The sequence below is a fragment of the Streptomyces sp. YJ-C3 genome, from assembly GCF_053891275.1.
Map to the genome: position 1 here is coordinate 4,477,906 of NZ_CM132685.1, position 15,083 is coordinate 4,492,988.

The 15,083-nt window shown below is 67.9% G+C and carries 14 protein-coding genes and 5 pseudogenes; 9 read left to right on the top strand and 10 right to left on the bottom strand.

The window, feature by feature from the left end; all coding sequences use genetic code 11:
• The first annotated feature begins 261 nt into the window (after window positions 1-261).
• Complete coding sequence (locus ACVHNB_RS20080) at window positions 262-594, top strand: hypothetical protein (protein ID WP_428957361.1); 333 nt, start codon at window positions 262-264, stop codon at window positions 592-594.
• 74 nt (window positions 595-668) lie between these two features.
• Here ACVHNB_RS20080 and ACVHNB_RS20085 read toward each other — a convergent pair whose 3' ends face one another.
• Window positions 669-1,496: an alpha/beta fold hydrolase gene (locus ACVHNB_RS20085; protein WP_428957360.1), complete on the bottom strand. Its 828-nt coding sequence runs from the start codon at window positions 1,494-1,496 to the stop codon at window positions 669-671.
• A 69-nt stretch (window positions 1,497-1,565) separates the two neighbouring features.
• Between ACVHNB_RS20085 and ACVHNB_RS20090 the strand changes: the two genes are divergently transcribed.
• Window positions 1,566-2,021: a MarR family winged helix-turn-helix transcriptional regulator gene (locus tag ACVHNB_RS20090; RefSeq protein ID WP_428957359.1), complete on the top strand. Its 456-nt coding sequence runs from the start codon at window positions 1,566-1,568 to the stop codon at window positions 2,019-2,021.
• Between the two features lie 621 nt (window positions 2,022-2,642).
• On the opposite strand, the gene ACVHNB_RS20095 is transcribed toward ACVHNB_RS20090, so the two are convergent.
• From ACVHNB_RS20095 to ACVHNB_RS20105, 3 genes are all read right to left on the bottom strand, one after another.
• Window positions 2,643-3,128 carry a nucleoside deaminase gene (locus ACVHNB_RS20095; RefSeq protein ID WP_428957358.1) on the bottom strand — a complete coding sequence of 162 codons (486 nt, stop codon included), beginning with the start codon at window positions 3,126-3,128 and terminating at the stop codon, window positions 2,643-2,645.
• 125 nt (window positions 3,129-3,253) lie between these two features.
• On the bottom strand, window positions 3,254-3,448 hold the full coding sequence (locus ACVHNB_RS20100; protein WP_456228809.1) for a hypothetical protein: 195 nt from the start codon (window positions 3,446-3,448) through the stop codon (window positions 3,254-3,256).
• A 224-nt stretch (window positions 3,449-3,672) separates the two neighbouring features.
• Window positions 3,673-4,242, bottom strand: a complete 570-nt coding sequence (locus ACVHNB_RS20105) for a hypothetical protein (RefSeq protein ID WP_456228810.1) — start codon at window positions 4,240-4,242, stop codon at window positions 3,673-3,675.
• A gap of 605 nt (window positions 4,243-4,847) precedes the next feature.
• Between ACVHNB_RS20105 and ACVHNB_RS20110 the strand changes: the two genes are divergently transcribed.
• Complete coding sequence (locus ACVHNB_RS20110; protein WP_456228811.1) at window positions 4,848-5,204, top strand: SH3 domain-containing protein; 357 nt, start codon at window positions 4,848-4,850, stop codon at window positions 5,202-5,204.
• Window positions 5,205-5,285: 81 nt separating this feature from the next.
• A pseudogene (locus ACVHNB_RS20115) lies at window positions 5,286-5,587 on the top strand (GNAT family N-acetyltransferase); the annotation flags it as partial.
• A 105-nt stretch (window positions 5,588-5,692) separates the two neighbouring features.
• On the opposite strand, the gene ACVHNB_RS20120 reads toward ACVHNB_RS20115, so the two are convergent.
• The 5 genes and pseudogenes from ACVHNB_RS20120 to ACVHNB_RS20140 all read right to left on the bottom strand — a co-directional run.
• Window positions 5,693-5,869, bottom strand: a complete 177-nt coding sequence (locus tag ACVHNB_RS20120) for a hypothetical protein (RefSeq protein WP_456228812.1) — start codon at window positions 5,867-5,869, stop codon at window positions 5,693-5,695.
• 253 nt (window positions 5,870-6,122) lie between these two features.
• Window positions 6,123-6,479: a hypothetical protein gene (locus ACVHNB_RS20125; protein WP_456228813.1), complete on the bottom strand. Its 357-nt coding sequence runs from the start codon at window positions 6,477-6,479 to the stop codon at window positions 6,123-6,125.
• A 100-nt stretch (window positions 6,480-6,579) separates the two neighbouring features.
• A complete protein-coding gene (locus ACVHNB_RS20130) occupies window positions 6,580-7,842 on the bottom strand; it encodes a DUF6357 family protein (protein WP_456228915.1) in 1,263 nt (420 codons plus the stop codon).
• A gap of 72 nt (window positions 7,843-7,914) precedes the next feature.
• Window positions 7,915-8,568 (bottom strand): hypothetical protein, encoded by a 654-nt coding sequence (locus ACVHNB_RS20135; protein WP_456228814.1) that lies wholly within the window; start codon window positions 8,566-8,568, stop codon window positions 7,915-7,917.
• Window positions 8,569-8,701: 133 nt separating this feature from the next.
• Window positions 8,702-8,869: pseudogene (locus tag ACVHNB_RS20140) on the bottom strand (LuxR C-terminal-related transcriptional regulator); the annotation flags it as partial.
• Between the two features lie 188 nt (window positions 8,870-9,057).
• Here ACVHNB_RS20140 and ACVHNB_RS20145 point away from each other — a divergent pair.
• The 4 genes and pseudogenes from ACVHNB_RS20145 to ACVHNB_RS20160 form a co-directional block, all read left to right on the top strand.
• A pseudogene (locus tag ACVHNB_RS20145) lies at window positions 9,058-9,159 on the top strand (IS5/IS1182 family transposase); the annotation flags it as partial.
• Between the two features lie 608 nt (window positions 9,160-9,767).
• A pseudogene (locus tag ACVHNB_RS20150) lies at window positions 9,768-9,996 on the top strand (IS701 family transposase); the annotation flags it as partial.
• Window positions 9,997-10,152: 156 nt separating this feature from the next.
• Window positions 10,153-11,273 (top strand): annotated as a pseudogene (locus ACVHNB_RS20155) (IS630 family transposase).
• A gap of 43 nt (window positions 11,274-11,316) precedes the next feature.
• Complete coding sequence (locus ACVHNB_RS20160; RefSeq protein WP_456228815.1) at window positions 11,317-12,099, top strand: class I SAM-dependent methyltransferase; 783 nt, start codon at window positions 11,317-11,319, stop codon at window positions 12,097-12,099.
• A 74-nt stretch (window positions 12,100-12,173) separates the two neighbouring features.
• Here the strand turns inward: ACVHNB_RS20160 and ACVHNB_RS20165 are convergent, their stop codons facing one another.
• Complete coding sequence (locus ACVHNB_RS20165) at window positions 12,174-12,779, bottom strand: hypothetical protein (RefSeq protein ID WP_428957347.1); 606 nt, start codon at window positions 12,777-12,779, stop codon at window positions 12,174-12,176.
• A 1,337-nt stretch (window positions 12,780-14,116) separates the two neighbouring features.
• Between ACVHNB_RS20165 and ACVHNB_RS20170 the strand changes: the two genes are divergently transcribed.
• Window positions 14,117-14,845, top strand: coding sequence for an alpha/beta hydrolase family protein (locus tag ACVHNB_RS20170; RefSeq protein WP_456228816.1), 729 nt, complete (start codon window positions 14,117-14,119; stop codon window positions 14,843-14,845).
• Window positions 14,846-15,083: the final 238 nt, after the last annotated feature.

Here is a 15,083-nt window from a genome sequence, read left to right on the forward strand (position 1 = left end):
GGAGCTGGAGCGAGTGGTGGGTTGAGGAGGGGATGCCGCCATGGCGGAGGAACCGAGACACCCCCTCAGCGAGCTTCGGCAAGGAGGCAGACTCCCAGGAGAAGCGAGCATCCGTTTCACCCACGCCGCCAAGGAAGAGTGACCAGATGCGCACGCGACTCCTCCTCGGCCTGTCGCTGCTCTCCAGGCTCTGCTCGCCGCGACCTTCGGTTACGGCGCCGCCAATCTCGTCCCCACCTTCAACTCCGTGCAGCTCGACGTGTGACTCGCCTTCCACACCGAGCTGATGAGGATGAGCGGGATCACCATGCAGGGGCGAAGGCGGCCTCCGCTCTCGGCGCCCTCACGCTGGCCGTTCTGACACGCGAGCGGACCCGACTCCTCGCAACCACGGCCGGGCTCCTCACCGTCACATCACTCCTGATCACCCGGTGCGGGAACGTCCCGATCGACAGCCGCGTCAAGCAGTGGGCCGCCGCCGTGCCGCCGACCGACCACGCGAAGATCCTTAGCCGCCGGGAACTGTCCAACGACTCCCGGACCTGCAAGGCCGTTGCCGCGTTCGCCATCCTGATCTACGTTGCCCTGCGCTAGGCAGAGAGGGAGGCGACCGCGCACCGCTGAACACAATCGGTCGTCGCGATCGGCCGACCCGTCGACTGGCACGGTCAGCGGAGAAAATCCATCAGCCGGTCGTTCAACTGCTTGGGTGCGGTGAGTGGCAGGGAGTGGTGGGTGGCTCCGGGGAGCAGGGCAACGTCGCCGTGCGGGAGGATCCGACGGGCCCTGTCTGCGACTTTGACGGCTCGGTGGGCGCCGCTCTGCTCCGCGAGCAGGACCAGCACCGGCATGCGCAGGTCAACGGTTCGGGGGCGGCCTCCGGTGACGAACTTGCGACCGGGAACAGTGGTGGCCAGCGCGTAGAGGCGCTGCCAGGTCTCGTCCGGGTGGGCACCTGCCGTTTCCCAGTCCAGGAAGGCGCGAGCACGGGCCTGGCTCGGGCGGATCAGGGTGGGCAGTGCGCGCAGCAGGTACCCAGGGCGGAATCCGGCGAAAACCTGGGTGGGATCGACGAGAGCGAGGCGGTCGACGCGCTGCGGTGCCTGCAGTGCGTATCTGACGGCCAGCCAGGCACCGTACGAGTGACCGCACAGGTGCGTGCGGGCGAGCCCGAGCCCGTCCAGCAGGGCGTCCAGCCAGGCTGTCAGATCGTCGGCGTTCTTCAGCGGTGTGCCTCGGCGTTCGGTGCGGCCGGCGTCGCCCAGCAGGTCCACCGCATGGACCCGGTAACGCTCGCCGAGAACCGGTGCGTTGGCGAGCCAGACCAGACCGGTGGCGGAGCCGCCGGGCAGCAGGACCAGTGGGCTGCCGTCCGCAGGGCCGTACACATGGACCCGGGTGCGCCCGTACGGCGTGGCGACGTCGCGTTCCTCGGTGGACTCGGGCCAGCGAGCGCGGAGTTCGTCGTAGGCGAGGTCGAAAGCGGACGGAGTCACAACACATTCCTCTCGCTCACCGATATTCTCGTTAAGCGAGATATTACGCTGCGGCCGGAAGGAATGGGCATGGACGAGCAGAGTCCGGCGATGGAGCTGGTTCACCTGCTGCGCCAGGTGACCGTGGAGTTCGACCTGCTCGGCGCGGAGTTCGCCGCCCGGCAGGGACTGCATCCCACCGATGTGCGCGCGCTGATCCACCTACTGGACGCGGCGCGGACCGGAACCCGTGCCACGGCCGGGTGGCTCGGCGGGCAACTGCGCCTCAACTCGGCCGGGACGACCGCCCTGGTGGACCGGCTGGAGCGGCTCGGTCTCGTCCGGCGCCACAGGGACACGGCCGACCGGCGCCGCGTGCTGCTGGAGGTGGAGGACAAGGCCACAGAACTCGGGTGGGCCTTCTTCGGGCCGGTGATCGGCAAGGTAGTGGCGGCCGCCGAAGGTTTTGAGGCGGGTGAGCTGGAGACGGTACGCCGCTTTCTGACCTCGGTGCGGGAGTCCGCCGGGCGTGCGCGCTCGGCCTGAAGCGGCAGCGGCGCGGCGGCGGCGTGACGGTTCGCTCGACGGCGACGGTGCCGCACGACCCCGCCCGCTCCTCTCTTCGTCGTCACGGTGCGCGGCGCCCGGGGCGCGCAGCGGGCGGGGACCGGTCCGGGGCCTCGCTCAGGAACATCCAGGGCAGCGGATCCAGCAGAGCTGCACCGCCATCACAGCCGGTGAGCGTGCGAGGGCCGCAGCGCGATCGGACCGCGGCCGTGCCCCGGCGAGGACGAGGAACCGCTCTGGCTCCAGGCGGGCGGGCCCTTTGGTGAACCTCCCCTACGCCCCGGCTTGCTGACCGAGCCGTGATTCACTGCGCGGCCTGCCAGCTCAAGGACGCCGGAACGCGACAGACGCGGCTCCAACTCCAGTCCCCGGGTAAAGGTGCCCCCAGCGGCTTGTTCGGGCAGGTGGCGAGCTTGTCGGCCCGTCGTTCGCCGCCTGGAGGCACACGTTCTCGTGGGTCTGGGCCGCGCCGCCGCTTTCTTGCGCGGCCCGAGGCGGCGCGGCGTTCACCGTTCGGAGCATCATCTGGCGGCGTACAGAGGCACCCTTGATCACCTATGACATGGGGCGCCGCACAGTCACCGCCCTCGCCACCGAACGTCAGCCGAGCGAGGACCGCTCGGCCAACCTCTGGTGCAGCTCTTTGATGTCGGGGACCAGTTCGTCCACCGGGCCCTCGACCCTCACGTGCGGAGCGATCTCCTCAACGGGCAGGGCGCGTACCGGTGCCTGCGGGCGGCCCCACTCGGTGAGCCACTGGCTCAACTGGGCCGAGGAGGCGACGTACACGATCCGGCCGAGCCCGACCCAGGCGTGGGCTGCGGAGCACATGGGGCAGTGCTCGCCCGAGGTGTAGACGGTGGCTTCGCGCCGCTCTGCCTCGGAGAGGTGGCCGGCGGCCCAGCGGGCCAGCTCGAACTCGGGATGTCGCGTGGCATCGCCGCCCGCGATCCGGTTGCGGTCCTCGGCGCGGACGGCGCCCGTGCCGTCCACGAGCACCGAGCCGAATGGCTCGTCCCCGGCCTCAAGGGCCTCGGCCGCCAGCGCCACGCACCGCCGCAAATAGGTCAGTTCAACCTCGTTCATCACAGCCCCTCTCAGCTGTCTCTGTCACCAACGCAGGTCCTGCCGATGGTGACACGCCCCAGCCTGCGGGATTGCGAACCTGAAGCGAGCCGCCGCTGACTTGTTCCGGACAGCAGCGGGCGCGGTCAGCGGGCGACGGTGACGTTCAGTGGTGCGTCCGGGCAGGCGTTCCGCTTCTTGTCACGCACGGCGCCAAGGAACGCCTCCCGGTCCATACGTCCCTCGGTCGACACCACCAGGGTTGGGCCATCGCGGTGGGTGGCTGCGTCAAAGATGCCGTCGACCGCCTCATGCGCCACGATCGCGAAGTCACTGCCCAAAGGAGTCACCACCGAACCCGGACGAAGGCCAAATTGCCCGCATCACCACCTGCGTCCAAGTGCCATAGGCCTCGCCGCTCTGCGTTTTCTTGACGCCGAACCTACCCCGGCTACGAACGCCAATCGTCGCCGCTCATGTGGGGCGCCACGGGAACAGGGGCAGAGGCTCCGTATGCGGAGTTTGGCTGTTTCGGGTTATCGGGCTGTCGGGTTGTCGGGCTGTGTCAGTCCGAGGTACCGCACTTCTCCACAGTCGTCATGGTCACTGCGGAACCGGTCAGAGGGCCCGGTGCGAGACTCACGATCGGGTCCCTGTTCAGGAATTTGATGGACACGAGGGAGCCGTCTGGATAACGCCGCCAGGTCCGCCCCGCAGCGTCAGTGATCGTGATGTCCGATACGTACGCGTCGGACAGTTTTCCGACGGGTTCCTGAATGGACTTCCTGTCAATTTTGGAAGAATCCCTGGGCAACTCGATGCGCGTACAGGGAGGCAACGTCCCCAAGCGGATTCCGGCGTAGTCGTCCTTGTTCAGTCCCAGCCACGCCGTTGCCGGGTCGAGTGACCGGTTGACGACCACGACCCTCGTCCCCTCAATCCACACGACGATCTTTGAGACCTGGCTCCGCGCCTCCTCCTGCTGCTCGTCAGCCGAGTGCCTCAGCTGATCGTCCGCCACCTGAGCGGCTTTCCAGGAGCTCCAAGCCGTCAGCCACAGCCCCAGCGCAGCAATCACGGCAGCCACAACCGCCGTGTGCTTCGCCCAGTCAGCGGCCCGGTACCAGCCGACCACCCGACGGAGTGGACTCGTCGCGGCGGCAGGCGTGGCCGCAGTTCTGCGAGGGAGTGGGGGCTGCTGAGGGATCGGCGGGCGGGGCGCACCGGTACGTATCCGAAGTCGCGGTCGGCGGTGTGCCACAGGACGCCTCCTGTCCAAGTCCCCCGCAGCAGACGCCGAGAGGCCCGGGCACCGAAAGTCCCCGATCAACGCTGAACTACCCACCCCTAAAGGGCGGCGAACGCAAGGACCACAGGCGACACGGTGCCGCCCAACGCCCCCAACACGGCGACCGCGCCCCCCCGTTGGAGGCAAGCGCTGTAAGTTGCGCACGAGCCGTACGGCGCGAGAAGTAGGCAGGGCCGCGCCGGTCGACAGACATGGCGATGACGCAAGCACCGCCCGCGCCTGCCTCCGTCCATCGCAGCACGCGGAAGTCGCCACGGCACGCGCGCAGAGTCCACAGCTACGAGAAGGCGGTCGTTATCGGGTGCAGGGCGTCGGCTCTTCGGCTCGGCACGACTTTCCGGGGACGGCAAAAGGACTTGTGTGCACCCCGTCTGGGTGATCTCTGCCCAGTGATCGTGACTGCGCTGGTCTGCGGGGCGGTTGGACGGATCATGAGTAAAGATCTGACCCGTACTGCACGGATCCGCAGGACCGTCACCGCGCTGGCTCTGACCGCCGGCCTCGCGGCGTCCGGCCTGGTCGCGGCCGGGACGTCTGAGGCCGCAGCGAAGGGCTGCTACATCACCGCGAAGGCGGCCTCGCTCCGGTCCAAGCCGTCTTCAGGTTCCACGTCGGTGGGCGTCGTGTACAAGGGCAACAAGTGCTCTGATCGATCCTCGGCCTACAGCGGCGGTCACAGCTGGTGGAAGGTCAAGATGACCACGGGCAACGCCAAGGGCCGCACCGGGTGGATCCGCGGTGATCTGGTCCACCCCGCGGCCGCGGACGTACCGACCGAACTGCACTGAGACCAACTGCCGTTGACCTCGGCGGCCGCCGGGCTGGCGGCCGCCGAGCTCCAGAACCGGGGCCGGGCACAGCCGTTCCCGCTCAGGAGAGCGACGGGGCACCGTCGCCCGGCCGCCGCGGAAAAGGCCGATCTCGGCTACCTGTTCCTGGCGCGGGCGTGGAGATTCAGGTCCGCTGGCCGAGGCATGCGCGGGCGGCACCCGACTGGCTCACCGAAGCAGTCCCGGCGAGCCGGCCGGTGGTCCTCACTATCCAGACCGCCAACATCCATTCGATGCGTCTCGCTGCAAAGTTGCGGTTCACCTAGGCAGAACGATTCGAGGCCTGGGGCGCCGAGCAGTGGCCCGGCATGCGTTCCTCCTCCATCACGCCGTCCCGTTAAGTGCGTGCTCGGGTGCGGACCGCACTCAGGTCAGCCAATCCAGTCTCGGAACCGGGCGTCTGATGGCCCGCACGCCCCGTCGGCCACGGCATTCTCGTATGCCTGTCAGGCGGCGGCGTCCCGGTCTGCAGAAGAGGTGCCGGCGGGAACGTAGGACCCGGAGAAGACCGTGCATGCTGGATAGACCGGCTGGACGGCGTACCAGCCGAAAGCAACGACGGCGGTCAGGATGGCCGCGGCGATGAGCTGACGCTGTGGCGGGCGGAAAACCTGGTTGATCACCTGTGGATCGTACGGAGTGCGTCTGCTGGCCTTGAATACTGGGGCGGTCCACAGGGGTACCGGTGCAGCCTGATGGGTCTCCACTCGGCCGGGGCCGAGCGAGGTGTCGATCAGCAGGCCGGTGGGCAGTCCCTGGAGCTCGTCCCTCAGCGTGGAGGGGACGGAGACCATGGGAGCGCGGATCGGGTCGAGAGTCTGCGTTCAGGCCTGACGGCGCTCTTGCGGACCACGCGCAGCGCGCGGATGGCTTCCCTCATGCTGTCCCGCCCGGCTCTTGGGGTGTTCCACTCGCCCGGCCGGACAGGACCGCGGTGGCTGCTGCGTAGGCGTCGGTCGGATCGGAGCCCTGGGCCCGCCTGGCCTTTCGGTCCTTCCGATCGACCTCGGCTACCGTGATGCCGTTCGCGGTCAGGAACCGGGCGAGTTCGGCGCCGTAGGCCCTGGTGCCCTCCGTCCCGACCGCGATGACGTCGCCCTGAGCATGCAGCGCAAGACCTGCTGTCTCGGCGAGCAGGCCATGGCCAACCTCAAGGGACGGCGCCTCCTGCTGGAGCTCCGCTGCAGCACCAACCGAATGACCGGCGTCGTGCAGGCAATCCGTGTCCTTCACCGCGCATCGACATCAGGTTGGACAACGCGCAGTGCGCGGGCTCCCGTACCCGCTCTCCGCAGGTCCTTCCGACGGCGCGTGCGCGGGCTTCCGCTGAAGACTACCGGGCGTCGCGGCGCCGGCGCGCGCGCTCGAACTCGGCGACATCCGACATCCAGGGACCGTGCTGTTCGAGTGCGGCGTAGCCGCCTCGGACGAAGGCGTTCACCAGGTTCCGGTACCCGCCGATCCCGTCGACCAGGCTGTACTCGACCCGGTACTCCGGATCCGATCTGCCTTCACCCTCGCGCAGCGTCGTGATCCGGGCGATGGAGTCCGCGTAGAAGTGGAGCTGGATCCCTTCACCCATCTCCTCGTCCTCGATGGTGAACACTTCGTTGTCCGCGGCAGAACGATCGCCGACGAACTCCCAGAACTCCGCGGCGGCAGTGCGGGGACTGCCCCGTAGCCACTTCTTCTCGACGCCCTTGTCGTCGGTGAACGACAGGACCGTCTTCCTCGCGCTGCCGCCGAAGTCGGCGTGGTGGTCGGCAGCCTCCTCGTCATCCTCGATGGGTGTGCTCCTGGAGCGGTCCGCGGCCTCCGAGCACATCAGGAAGCTCACGGTACGCACCGCGTCATCGCCGAGCTCAGGGTGTGCACGGCGCACGGCTGCTTCGACCGTCGTCTCCATCCGACCCCAGTCGCGCCTGTCCGTGGCGCGTTTTCCCCGTCGTGGATCGCGGCCGATCCGCATCCCGGCGCACGCCTGCTCCGCCGTGGCGATCACCCGCATGACCTCGGGCAGCAGCGCGGGGGCGACGGCATCGGGCATCCGCCTCGGAACCGTCGCGCCGTGCAGATACTGGCCCGTGTACCTCAGAATCGCGGCGTCGAGTGGACCGAGCGCTGCTCCGCGCTCGGCGCGGCGGCGGTCCGCGTGGTACTCCTGAGCTCGTTTCTCGTTTGGCGTCTCTGTCGCCGTGCGCATCGCCGCGTATACCTGACCGCGCTCAAGTAGACCGATGTCGGCCCCGTGGGCGATAGGCCGGCTCCTGTCCCACCGGATGCGCTGGAAGAGCGCGTCGACGTCCGCGGGCGAGGCAAGGAGGATCGGGTTGAGGAGGGCGACGGCAGCGTTCTCGTCGAGGCGGCCGCGGGTTCCGGCGGCGTCGCACAGCGGAAGGACCGCACTCCACAGCAGCAGGTGTCTGGCCAGGTCCTCCCGGATCACCGCAAGGTGGGCTTCGCTGATCGGGAACGTGAACGTGCGCGGCTCGTGGTTGGCGTCGGCCCCGGCACCGAGCATCAGCTTCAGCTCGCCGTCCTCGCGGATCACGTTCGGGATCCAGCCGCTGCTGCGTGTGAAAACGATGTCTCTCACGGACTCAGCCTTCCCAGGAACGGCGCCGTCTGGCATCACTGCGATGCTGCAGCCCCACCCCGCACCAACTGTTCACGACCACCGTGCACATTCGACGTCGAGGCGTGTGTCGGTGCGCACCCAGACTTCGCCCCCGGCGGCCTCGGCCGGGGCCTCGACTCGTTCGATACCGAGGAACTCGATCAACTTGAGCAGTTCGGCTCGTTCGGCTCGGTCATCGTCGACATCATGCGCGTCGAAGAAGACGTAGTACTGGCCGCTCGGGTCCACGCTGCCCGAATCTGCCCAGATCCGAGCGACTTCTTCGATCGCCGCTGCTTCTGTCGTGATCGTGGCGGCGCGGGCGGCACCGCGCGTCTCCGGTGACGCGTCGAGGTCGGCGAGGTCGGAGAACCACTGGCCGAAGCGGTCGAGGCCGGCATATCCGTTCTCAAAGAACAGCATCGCGCTCGGGAGGTAGCGATTGGCCCTGTCGACCCGGAGGTACTCCGACCGAGGTTGGTCCGCGTCTTTGATCCGGGAGATCACACCTTGCCCGGGCATGAGTACCAAGCTCTGTCCCGACGGTTCATCATTGATGGTGTAGATGCCGGAATCGCAATCACGGAAGAACGCGGAGAACGCCACGTACGCTTCCTGAGGGTCGCCCACGGAGACCTGTTGGTCGTTGCCATCACCGGCAGCGAAGACGAACTGTTTCGGTCCGGGGTTGTAGGGGCGAGCCATGTGCGTCCTTCGTTCACGTGTGTCAGCTCCAACAGCGTAGTCGCATCAGATCGGACGGACCTGCCGTTCATCGCCGACAAACAGCCAGGAGAACCGGCAGATCGGCCTGCCCCGCGCCCCGTCAGCCGTCGCGTCACGTCAGGCCCGGCTCGTAGGTGGCGATGGCGGCCTCCACCCGGTTGCGTACGCCGAGTTTGCGGAGCGAGGCGCTGACGCAGACCCTCACCGTCCCCTCGACCAGGTGCAGCCGCGCCCCGATCTCGGCGTTGGAGAGCCTCCCCACTCCCCGCCCGCTCAACAAGCCGCCATTCACCGGCAGTCGCCGGCCTCGGGTCTCCGTCTCCTCGCCGCTCTCGCGCCCACGCCGGAACAGGCCATGACGACCATGCAGAAGAAGGCGTACGGGACCCTCGACGAGGCAGCGTGCTGCCTATTGGCCGTATCGCCGCCGACCAGCCGTACTACTCGGGAAAGAAGAAGCACCGCGGCATGTACGTGCAGGTCCTCGCGGATCCAGCCGGCCGTCTGATCTGGACCTCGGACGCGTCACCCGGGGCCGTGCACGATGTGACCGCGGCCCGGAACCACGGCACTCCCGCCACTCTCGCCGCCGACGTCGTCAAGTGCTCAGCGAACAAGGCGTGTCAGAGCGCAGACCATGCTGTCCGCGTCCCGTTCCGGGGCAAGGGTCTGAGCGGTGGCGTCGACGTCACGACCGCGCTCACGCCGATATCCGCAGCCTCGGCGAACGTGCCATGGCCCTTGAGCAACTTGGCCCGGTTGACGTGTCCTTCGACGACACCGGAGTTCCAGGGCAGGATGAGTCCGGCAATAACCGCGCCCCGGTCTCGGTCGCTGCCGACCGCGAGACAGGGCGAGAATGCTCCTCTTCGCAGACATCATCCCGCCGCCCCCACGGCCGACGGCCGGGGCCGTGCAGCCGGAGACGGTCAGTCAGCCGGGGCAATCACTCAGCGAGACCACCAAGCGCGTCGTACCCGTCAGTTGGGTTGAGGGGCTACCTCTTCGAACCGGACGGACCAGGAAGATGCGTTCCATCTCGTCATCGGTGATCATCAGAGCCTCCTCGTACGTTGTGGCACTCGGCCCATCGCCCCAGACCCCCGCGGCCGCGGCCGCGGGGACAGCGTGCTGCCGGTGCGGACCATCCTGTCGATCAGCACGGCGATGTGGCACCACCCGCTGACCCCTGGGTGAGGAACTTGCCCCCCCACGTCGGTCGCCGAGCTGGTGCGGTGGGCGAGGATGCGCTGGCGCATCGAGCACGACTACCGCGAACTCAACCACGGCTTCGGCCTGGACCACTTCGAGGGCCGCACCTGGCACGGCTGGCACCATCACGTCACCGCTGCTCAGACCTACCTCACCTTTCGGCGCCTGGACCCAAAAGCACCGAGTCCGGCCTGACCCTCTGCCAAGTCCCCGACACCCTGATGGACATGCTGCGTTGCTGGACCGGCACCTGCACGAAGCACTGCTAGTGCGCTGACCAAGTAGGTTCGCCGGGTTGGATATCCGAGCGGTTGGATGAGCGGTGACGTCCGATCCGCCGCTGGGGGTGTCGTGGCTGAGCCTGTCCGTGTGCGCAGGTTGACTGACCAGGGGGGACAGAAGCTGCAGCAGATCGTGCGCCGGGGCAGCACCAGTTCGGTGCGTTACCGGCGCGCGATGATGTTGCTGGCCTCGGCTGGCGGGAACCGGGTGCCGGTGATCGCGAAGTTGGTGCAGGCCGACGAGGACACGGTCCGGGACGTGATCCACCGGTGCAACGAGATCGGTCTGGCCTGCTTGGACCCTCGGTGGGCGGGAGGCCGTCCCCGCCTGCTCGGTCCTGACGATGAGGACTTCGTCGTCCAGACGGCCACCACCCGCCCGACCAAGCTCGGGCAGCCCTTCACACGCTGGTCCCTCCGCAAACTCGCCGCCTACCTGCGCCGCGTACACGGCCGTGTGATCCGGATCGGCCGCGAGGCGTCACGGTGCCTGCTCGCCCGCCGCGGCGTCACCTTCCAGCGCACCAAGACCTGGAAGGAATCCCCCGACCCCGAGCGCGACGCCAAGCTGGACCGCATCGAAGAAGTACTGAATCGCTTCCCGGACCGCGTATTCGCGTTCGACGAGTTCGGCCCGCTCGGCATCCGCCCCACCACCGGAGCCGGCTGGGCCCGCGCCGGCCACCCCGAACGCCATCCCGCGACCTACCACCGCACCCACGGTGTCCGGTACTTCCACGGCTGCCGCTCCATCGGTGACGACATCCTGTGGGGCGTCAACCACAGGGAGAAGGGCGCCACGAACACCCTGGCCGCCCTGAAGTCGATCCGCGCGGCCCGCCCGGACAGTGCCCCGATCTACGTCATCCTGGACAACCTCTCCGCTCACAAGGGCGACACGATCCGCCGCTGGGCGAAGAAGAGCCGGGTCGAGCTGTGCTTCACCCCGACATACGCGTCCTGGGCCAACCCGCTCGAGGCCCACTTCGGACCATTGCGGCAGTTAACTATCGCCAACTCCAACCACCGCAACCACACCGCACAGACCCGATCCTCCACGCCTACCTCCGCTGGCGCAACGCGAACACCCGCCACCCCGACGTGCTGGCCGCCCAACGCCGCGAACGCGCCCGTATCCGAAGCGAGAAGGGCATCCGCTGGGGCGGCCGAAGTCTGACAGTCGATGCCTAAACCTGCCCGCACTCCCCGGCGACCACACACTACGGTGAGACACATGTCCGAGCTCTCCGTGCGGTATTTCTACGACGAGTTGGCCCACGACTACCACCTGATGTTCCGGGACTGGGACGCGAGCATGGCCTACCAGGCCGAGGTATTGGGCGGACTCGTCCGCCAATCTCTCGGCGCGGGACTGCACAGGGTCCTGGACTGCTCGTGCGGGATCGGCACCCAGGCCATCGGGCTGGCCCAGGCCGGGCACCAGGTCATCGGCAGCGACCTGAGCGCGGTTGCCGCAGCGCGGGCCGCCGCCGAGGCGGCGGCCCGGGGGTACCGGCTTCCGGCCGCTGCGGCTGACATGCGCCAACTGCCGTTCAAAGAGACATCATTTGACGTCGTGCTCTGCGCGGACAACTCGCTCCCGCACCTGCTCACCAGGAAGGATCTCCGGGCGGCCCTCCTCGGCATGAGACGGGTACTCCGAGACGACGGACTGTTGCTGATCACTGTCCGGGCCTATGACGAGACGCGTCAGACCAGACCCACGGCGGCACCTCCCCAGGTCTCGGAAACACGCGATGGCCACGTGATCACCTTCCAGCTCTGGCACTGGCATGAAGACGGCGAGCGCTACAACTTGGAGCACTTCCAGCTCATCCCCACGAAGAACACCTGGCAGGTCCGAGTTCGCCGGAGTACCTACTGGGCGCTGACGACCCCTCAGCTGACAGAGTTCGTGGCTGAAGCCGGCTTCACCAATATCACCTGGCACAGTCCGGCCTCCAGCGGGTACTACCAGCCCGTGCTCACCGCACAGCGCGCTCCCTCAGCGCAATAGTCCAGACATCGATTCCGCGAATCCTGGCTTTCCGCTCATCCATGGCAACCCGGCGAACGTTACCGGTCAGAGCATTAGGCGCGAAGGCCCGCCCGCCGGAGCGTCAGTGCCGACAGGTCGGCGATGACGTCCGGATCCCCGCGGCGCCAGGCACCGGCCAGACCGTCGGGCGGCGACGGGATCACGGCCAGCGGGCGTTGCGGCCCGGTGAGGGCCCGGAGGGCCAGGAGATCGGCACCGCCTGGGGCGTCGAGGAGGTGGCGGGTGGTGGCGGTGCGACGGATCCATAGAAGGCGCGGAACGAGCCACAACACCAGGATGACAGCGGTCGGCAGGACGATCAGGGCGAGTGCGGTGAGGGTGGCGATGTGGCCCACGGTGTCCTGCAACGACTGTCCGGCATCGGAAAGGCTGGTGCCGGCGTCGGCTGCGGACTTCAGCGGCGTCTTCAAGGAGTCCCCGACCAGCGGGACCTTCGAGGCGGCGTTGCCCGCGTCGCCGAGACTGGAGGCGAGGCTGTCACCCGCGCTCTGCGCCTTTCGTCCAGGCTCTGCCAGCGTCAGGATCGCGTCCCGCACGACCAGGGCGAACTTCACCACGACCGCGATCAGGAGCAGAGCAATCAGGTCCGCGACCAGCTGACGACTCCGGCGCGCAGGGGTTTGGGCGTAAAGACGCATGGACGGTACTCCCGTTCCGACGCTGGTATCGATGAAGGCCGACTCCGGCCCCTGTACCCGGCACAATGGCGTCCTGCACCATCGCACCGATGAATACCCGCACAACAGGCCGCCGTGCCCTCCTGCCCGAGACAGCCGTCTCGGACACAACACCATTAGCTGGATGAGGCGATGAGTGCCTCATCAAAACGGGGACATCACCCGCCGCGGCTCGGATCATCGGCTGGCGGAGCGAGCACGTGAGATGGAGCAGGCGTCATACGCCGTGGACCTCGACGAGTACCGAGCCCAACGAGACAAGACAACGCGACAGAACTGTCCCAACTTCATCAAGCGCCCGGAAACGCTCCCCGCCGACCGGATTTTCCTGCTCCCTCAAGGCGCCGCTCCTGCCTCCGGCCGCTCCACATCGGCTGCGGCGACGCTTCTCTTGGGGACTTGCACTTACGTGTCGATGTGGCCTGTCATGATCGATGCCTGCTGCCCCTTCGCGCCATCGTCCGCGCCACGACGACGGAGGTCGTCTGGTCCGGCTTCTACCCGCCCCAACGGCCGGAACGGGGAGACCTACCCCCAGGGCCCTACGTCTTCTCACGCCCGGCCTGCGACGAGACCCTGGCCGCGCCGGTCCCGCTCCCCCAGGCTCTCTCGCCCCGCCGCTGGGTAAGCGACAGCTACCAGCAGGTGGCCCGCCGTCATCGCCCCTTCACGCCGTCGACGGTTGATCCAGGACCCCTGAAGTTCCTCAACTTGCACAGCGGCACTTCTGCCAGCGGCCGCGTGGACAATCAGCGGCGCGACCTGCATTTGGACTGTGGGCAGTTGCCAACGTTGGTCACCGCTGAGCGTCCGTGGGAGACCGGCGCCCCTGTGCCACGCGCGTCTCTGCGTGGATCATGAGGGGCACCACCACCTCGTGCGGGGAGACATCCAGCTCCGCCGTCCGCTCGGTGGTCACCGGCGGATCCTCACACCCCGCCTCACTCCGCGGTCGGCTCTCCGACAGTCACGCTTCATCGTCACCGTGTGCGGCCGGACTTCGCACACAAGAGGGCTGCGCCGAGATCGACGACCGCCGCAGTGCGAGCACACCGTGCAGCCAGGCTGCTGGCCACACAACCGACCGCGAAGCAGAAGAGCGCACGCCAGGGCGGAGACCCAGCACTCAGGACAGGCGACCTCCCTACGATGCCGCTATGCCGAACTCCGAACAGACGCAGCCGCTGATACGTGTCCTGCACGACGAATCCCGACCCGACCTGCGGGATCCGACTCGTCCGCGCCCGATCCGTCTCTACCTGTGGGAGCAAAGCCGCCCACAGGATGGGCCTGCTCCGGTGGTCGTCGTCTCGCACGGCACCGGAGGTTCGGGCAGCAGCATGGAGTGGCTCGTACGGCCGCTGTACGAGGCGGGTTTCCAGGTCCTCGCCCTTGATCACCACGGCAACAATTACGTCGACGGCTACGAGCCGGAGGGCTTTCTCCACGTATGGGAACGGCCCCGGGACGTCTCCTTCGCCCTCGATGAACTGGCCCGGGAACAGGTGCTTGGTCCGGTCGGTGTGGCGGGCTTCTCCCTCGGCGGTTACACGGCGGCGGCCCTTGCCGGGGCCCGTGTCGATCTGCAGATGCTGTGGGCTGTACTGACGGGAACCCTCCCTCTGCCGGAGATCCCCGAGTTCCCCGGCGCACTGGAGGCGCTGCGGAAGAAGTATCCGCTGGACGAATCGTCACGCCATGCGCTGGATGCCGCCGCCGCGGACCTCTCCGATCCACGGGTGCGGGCGATCTTCCAGGTAGCCCCCGGAGTCGGGGGTCTCGTGACCCCGGAAAGCCTGGCAACCGTGCGAGTGCCCGTGGGCATCCGCTGGGGCGGAGCAGACACGGTCAACCCGTACGACGTCGACACCAGGCCGTACCTGGAGCACATCCCCACAGCGAGAGGCTGCTCGGCCGGCCCCGATGTCCGCCACGACGACTTCTTCGCCCCGGAACCTGCCGACCCGACCGTCCGCATTCGCGTCGGCAGAGAGGCGGCCGCCTTCTTCCAGCAGCACCTGGGCTGACCTCTCAAACCCTGCCCACAGCGTCCACAAGGTCATCTTCCGCAGCCGCCTGCAGGAAGGAGAACCCTCAGTGGACCGCGCTGCGCAAGTTCTACGGCTTCACCGCCGTCATTTGCGAGCCGGGGCTGCGCGGCTTCCAAGAGAAGGGCGAAGTGGAAGGGCTGCTTGGCTACTTCGCCGAACGGACCTTCGCCCCGCTTCACCAGTTCAAGCGCCTGTCCGTGCGATGGGAACGACG

Coding starts and splice junctions, on each gene's coding strand:
- ACVHNB_RS20095 (WP_428957358.1), bottom strand. CDS start 3,128: ATGAACGAGGTTGAACTGACCTATTTGCGGCGGTGCGTGGCGCTGGCG.
- ACVHNB_RS20135 (WP_456228814.1), bottom strand. CDS start 8,568: ATGGCTCGCCCCTACAACCCCGGACCGAAACAGTTCGTCTTCGCTGCC.
- ACVHNB_RS20110 (WP_456228811.1), top strand. CDS start 4,848: ATGAGTAAAGATCTGACCCGTACTGCACGGATCCGCAGGACCGTCACC.
- ACVHNB_RS20090 (WP_428957359.1), top strand. CDS start 1,566: ATGGACGAGCAGAGTCCGGCGATGGAGCTGGTTCACCTGCTGCGCCAG.
- ACVHNB_RS20165 (WP_428957347.1), bottom strand. CDS start 12,779: ATGCGTCTTTACGCCCAAACCCCTGCGCGCCGGAGTCGTCAGCTGGTC.
- ACVHNB_RS20160 (WP_456228815.1), top strand. CDS start 11,317: ATGTCCGAGCTCTCCGTGCGGTATTTCTACGACGAGTTGGCCCACGAC.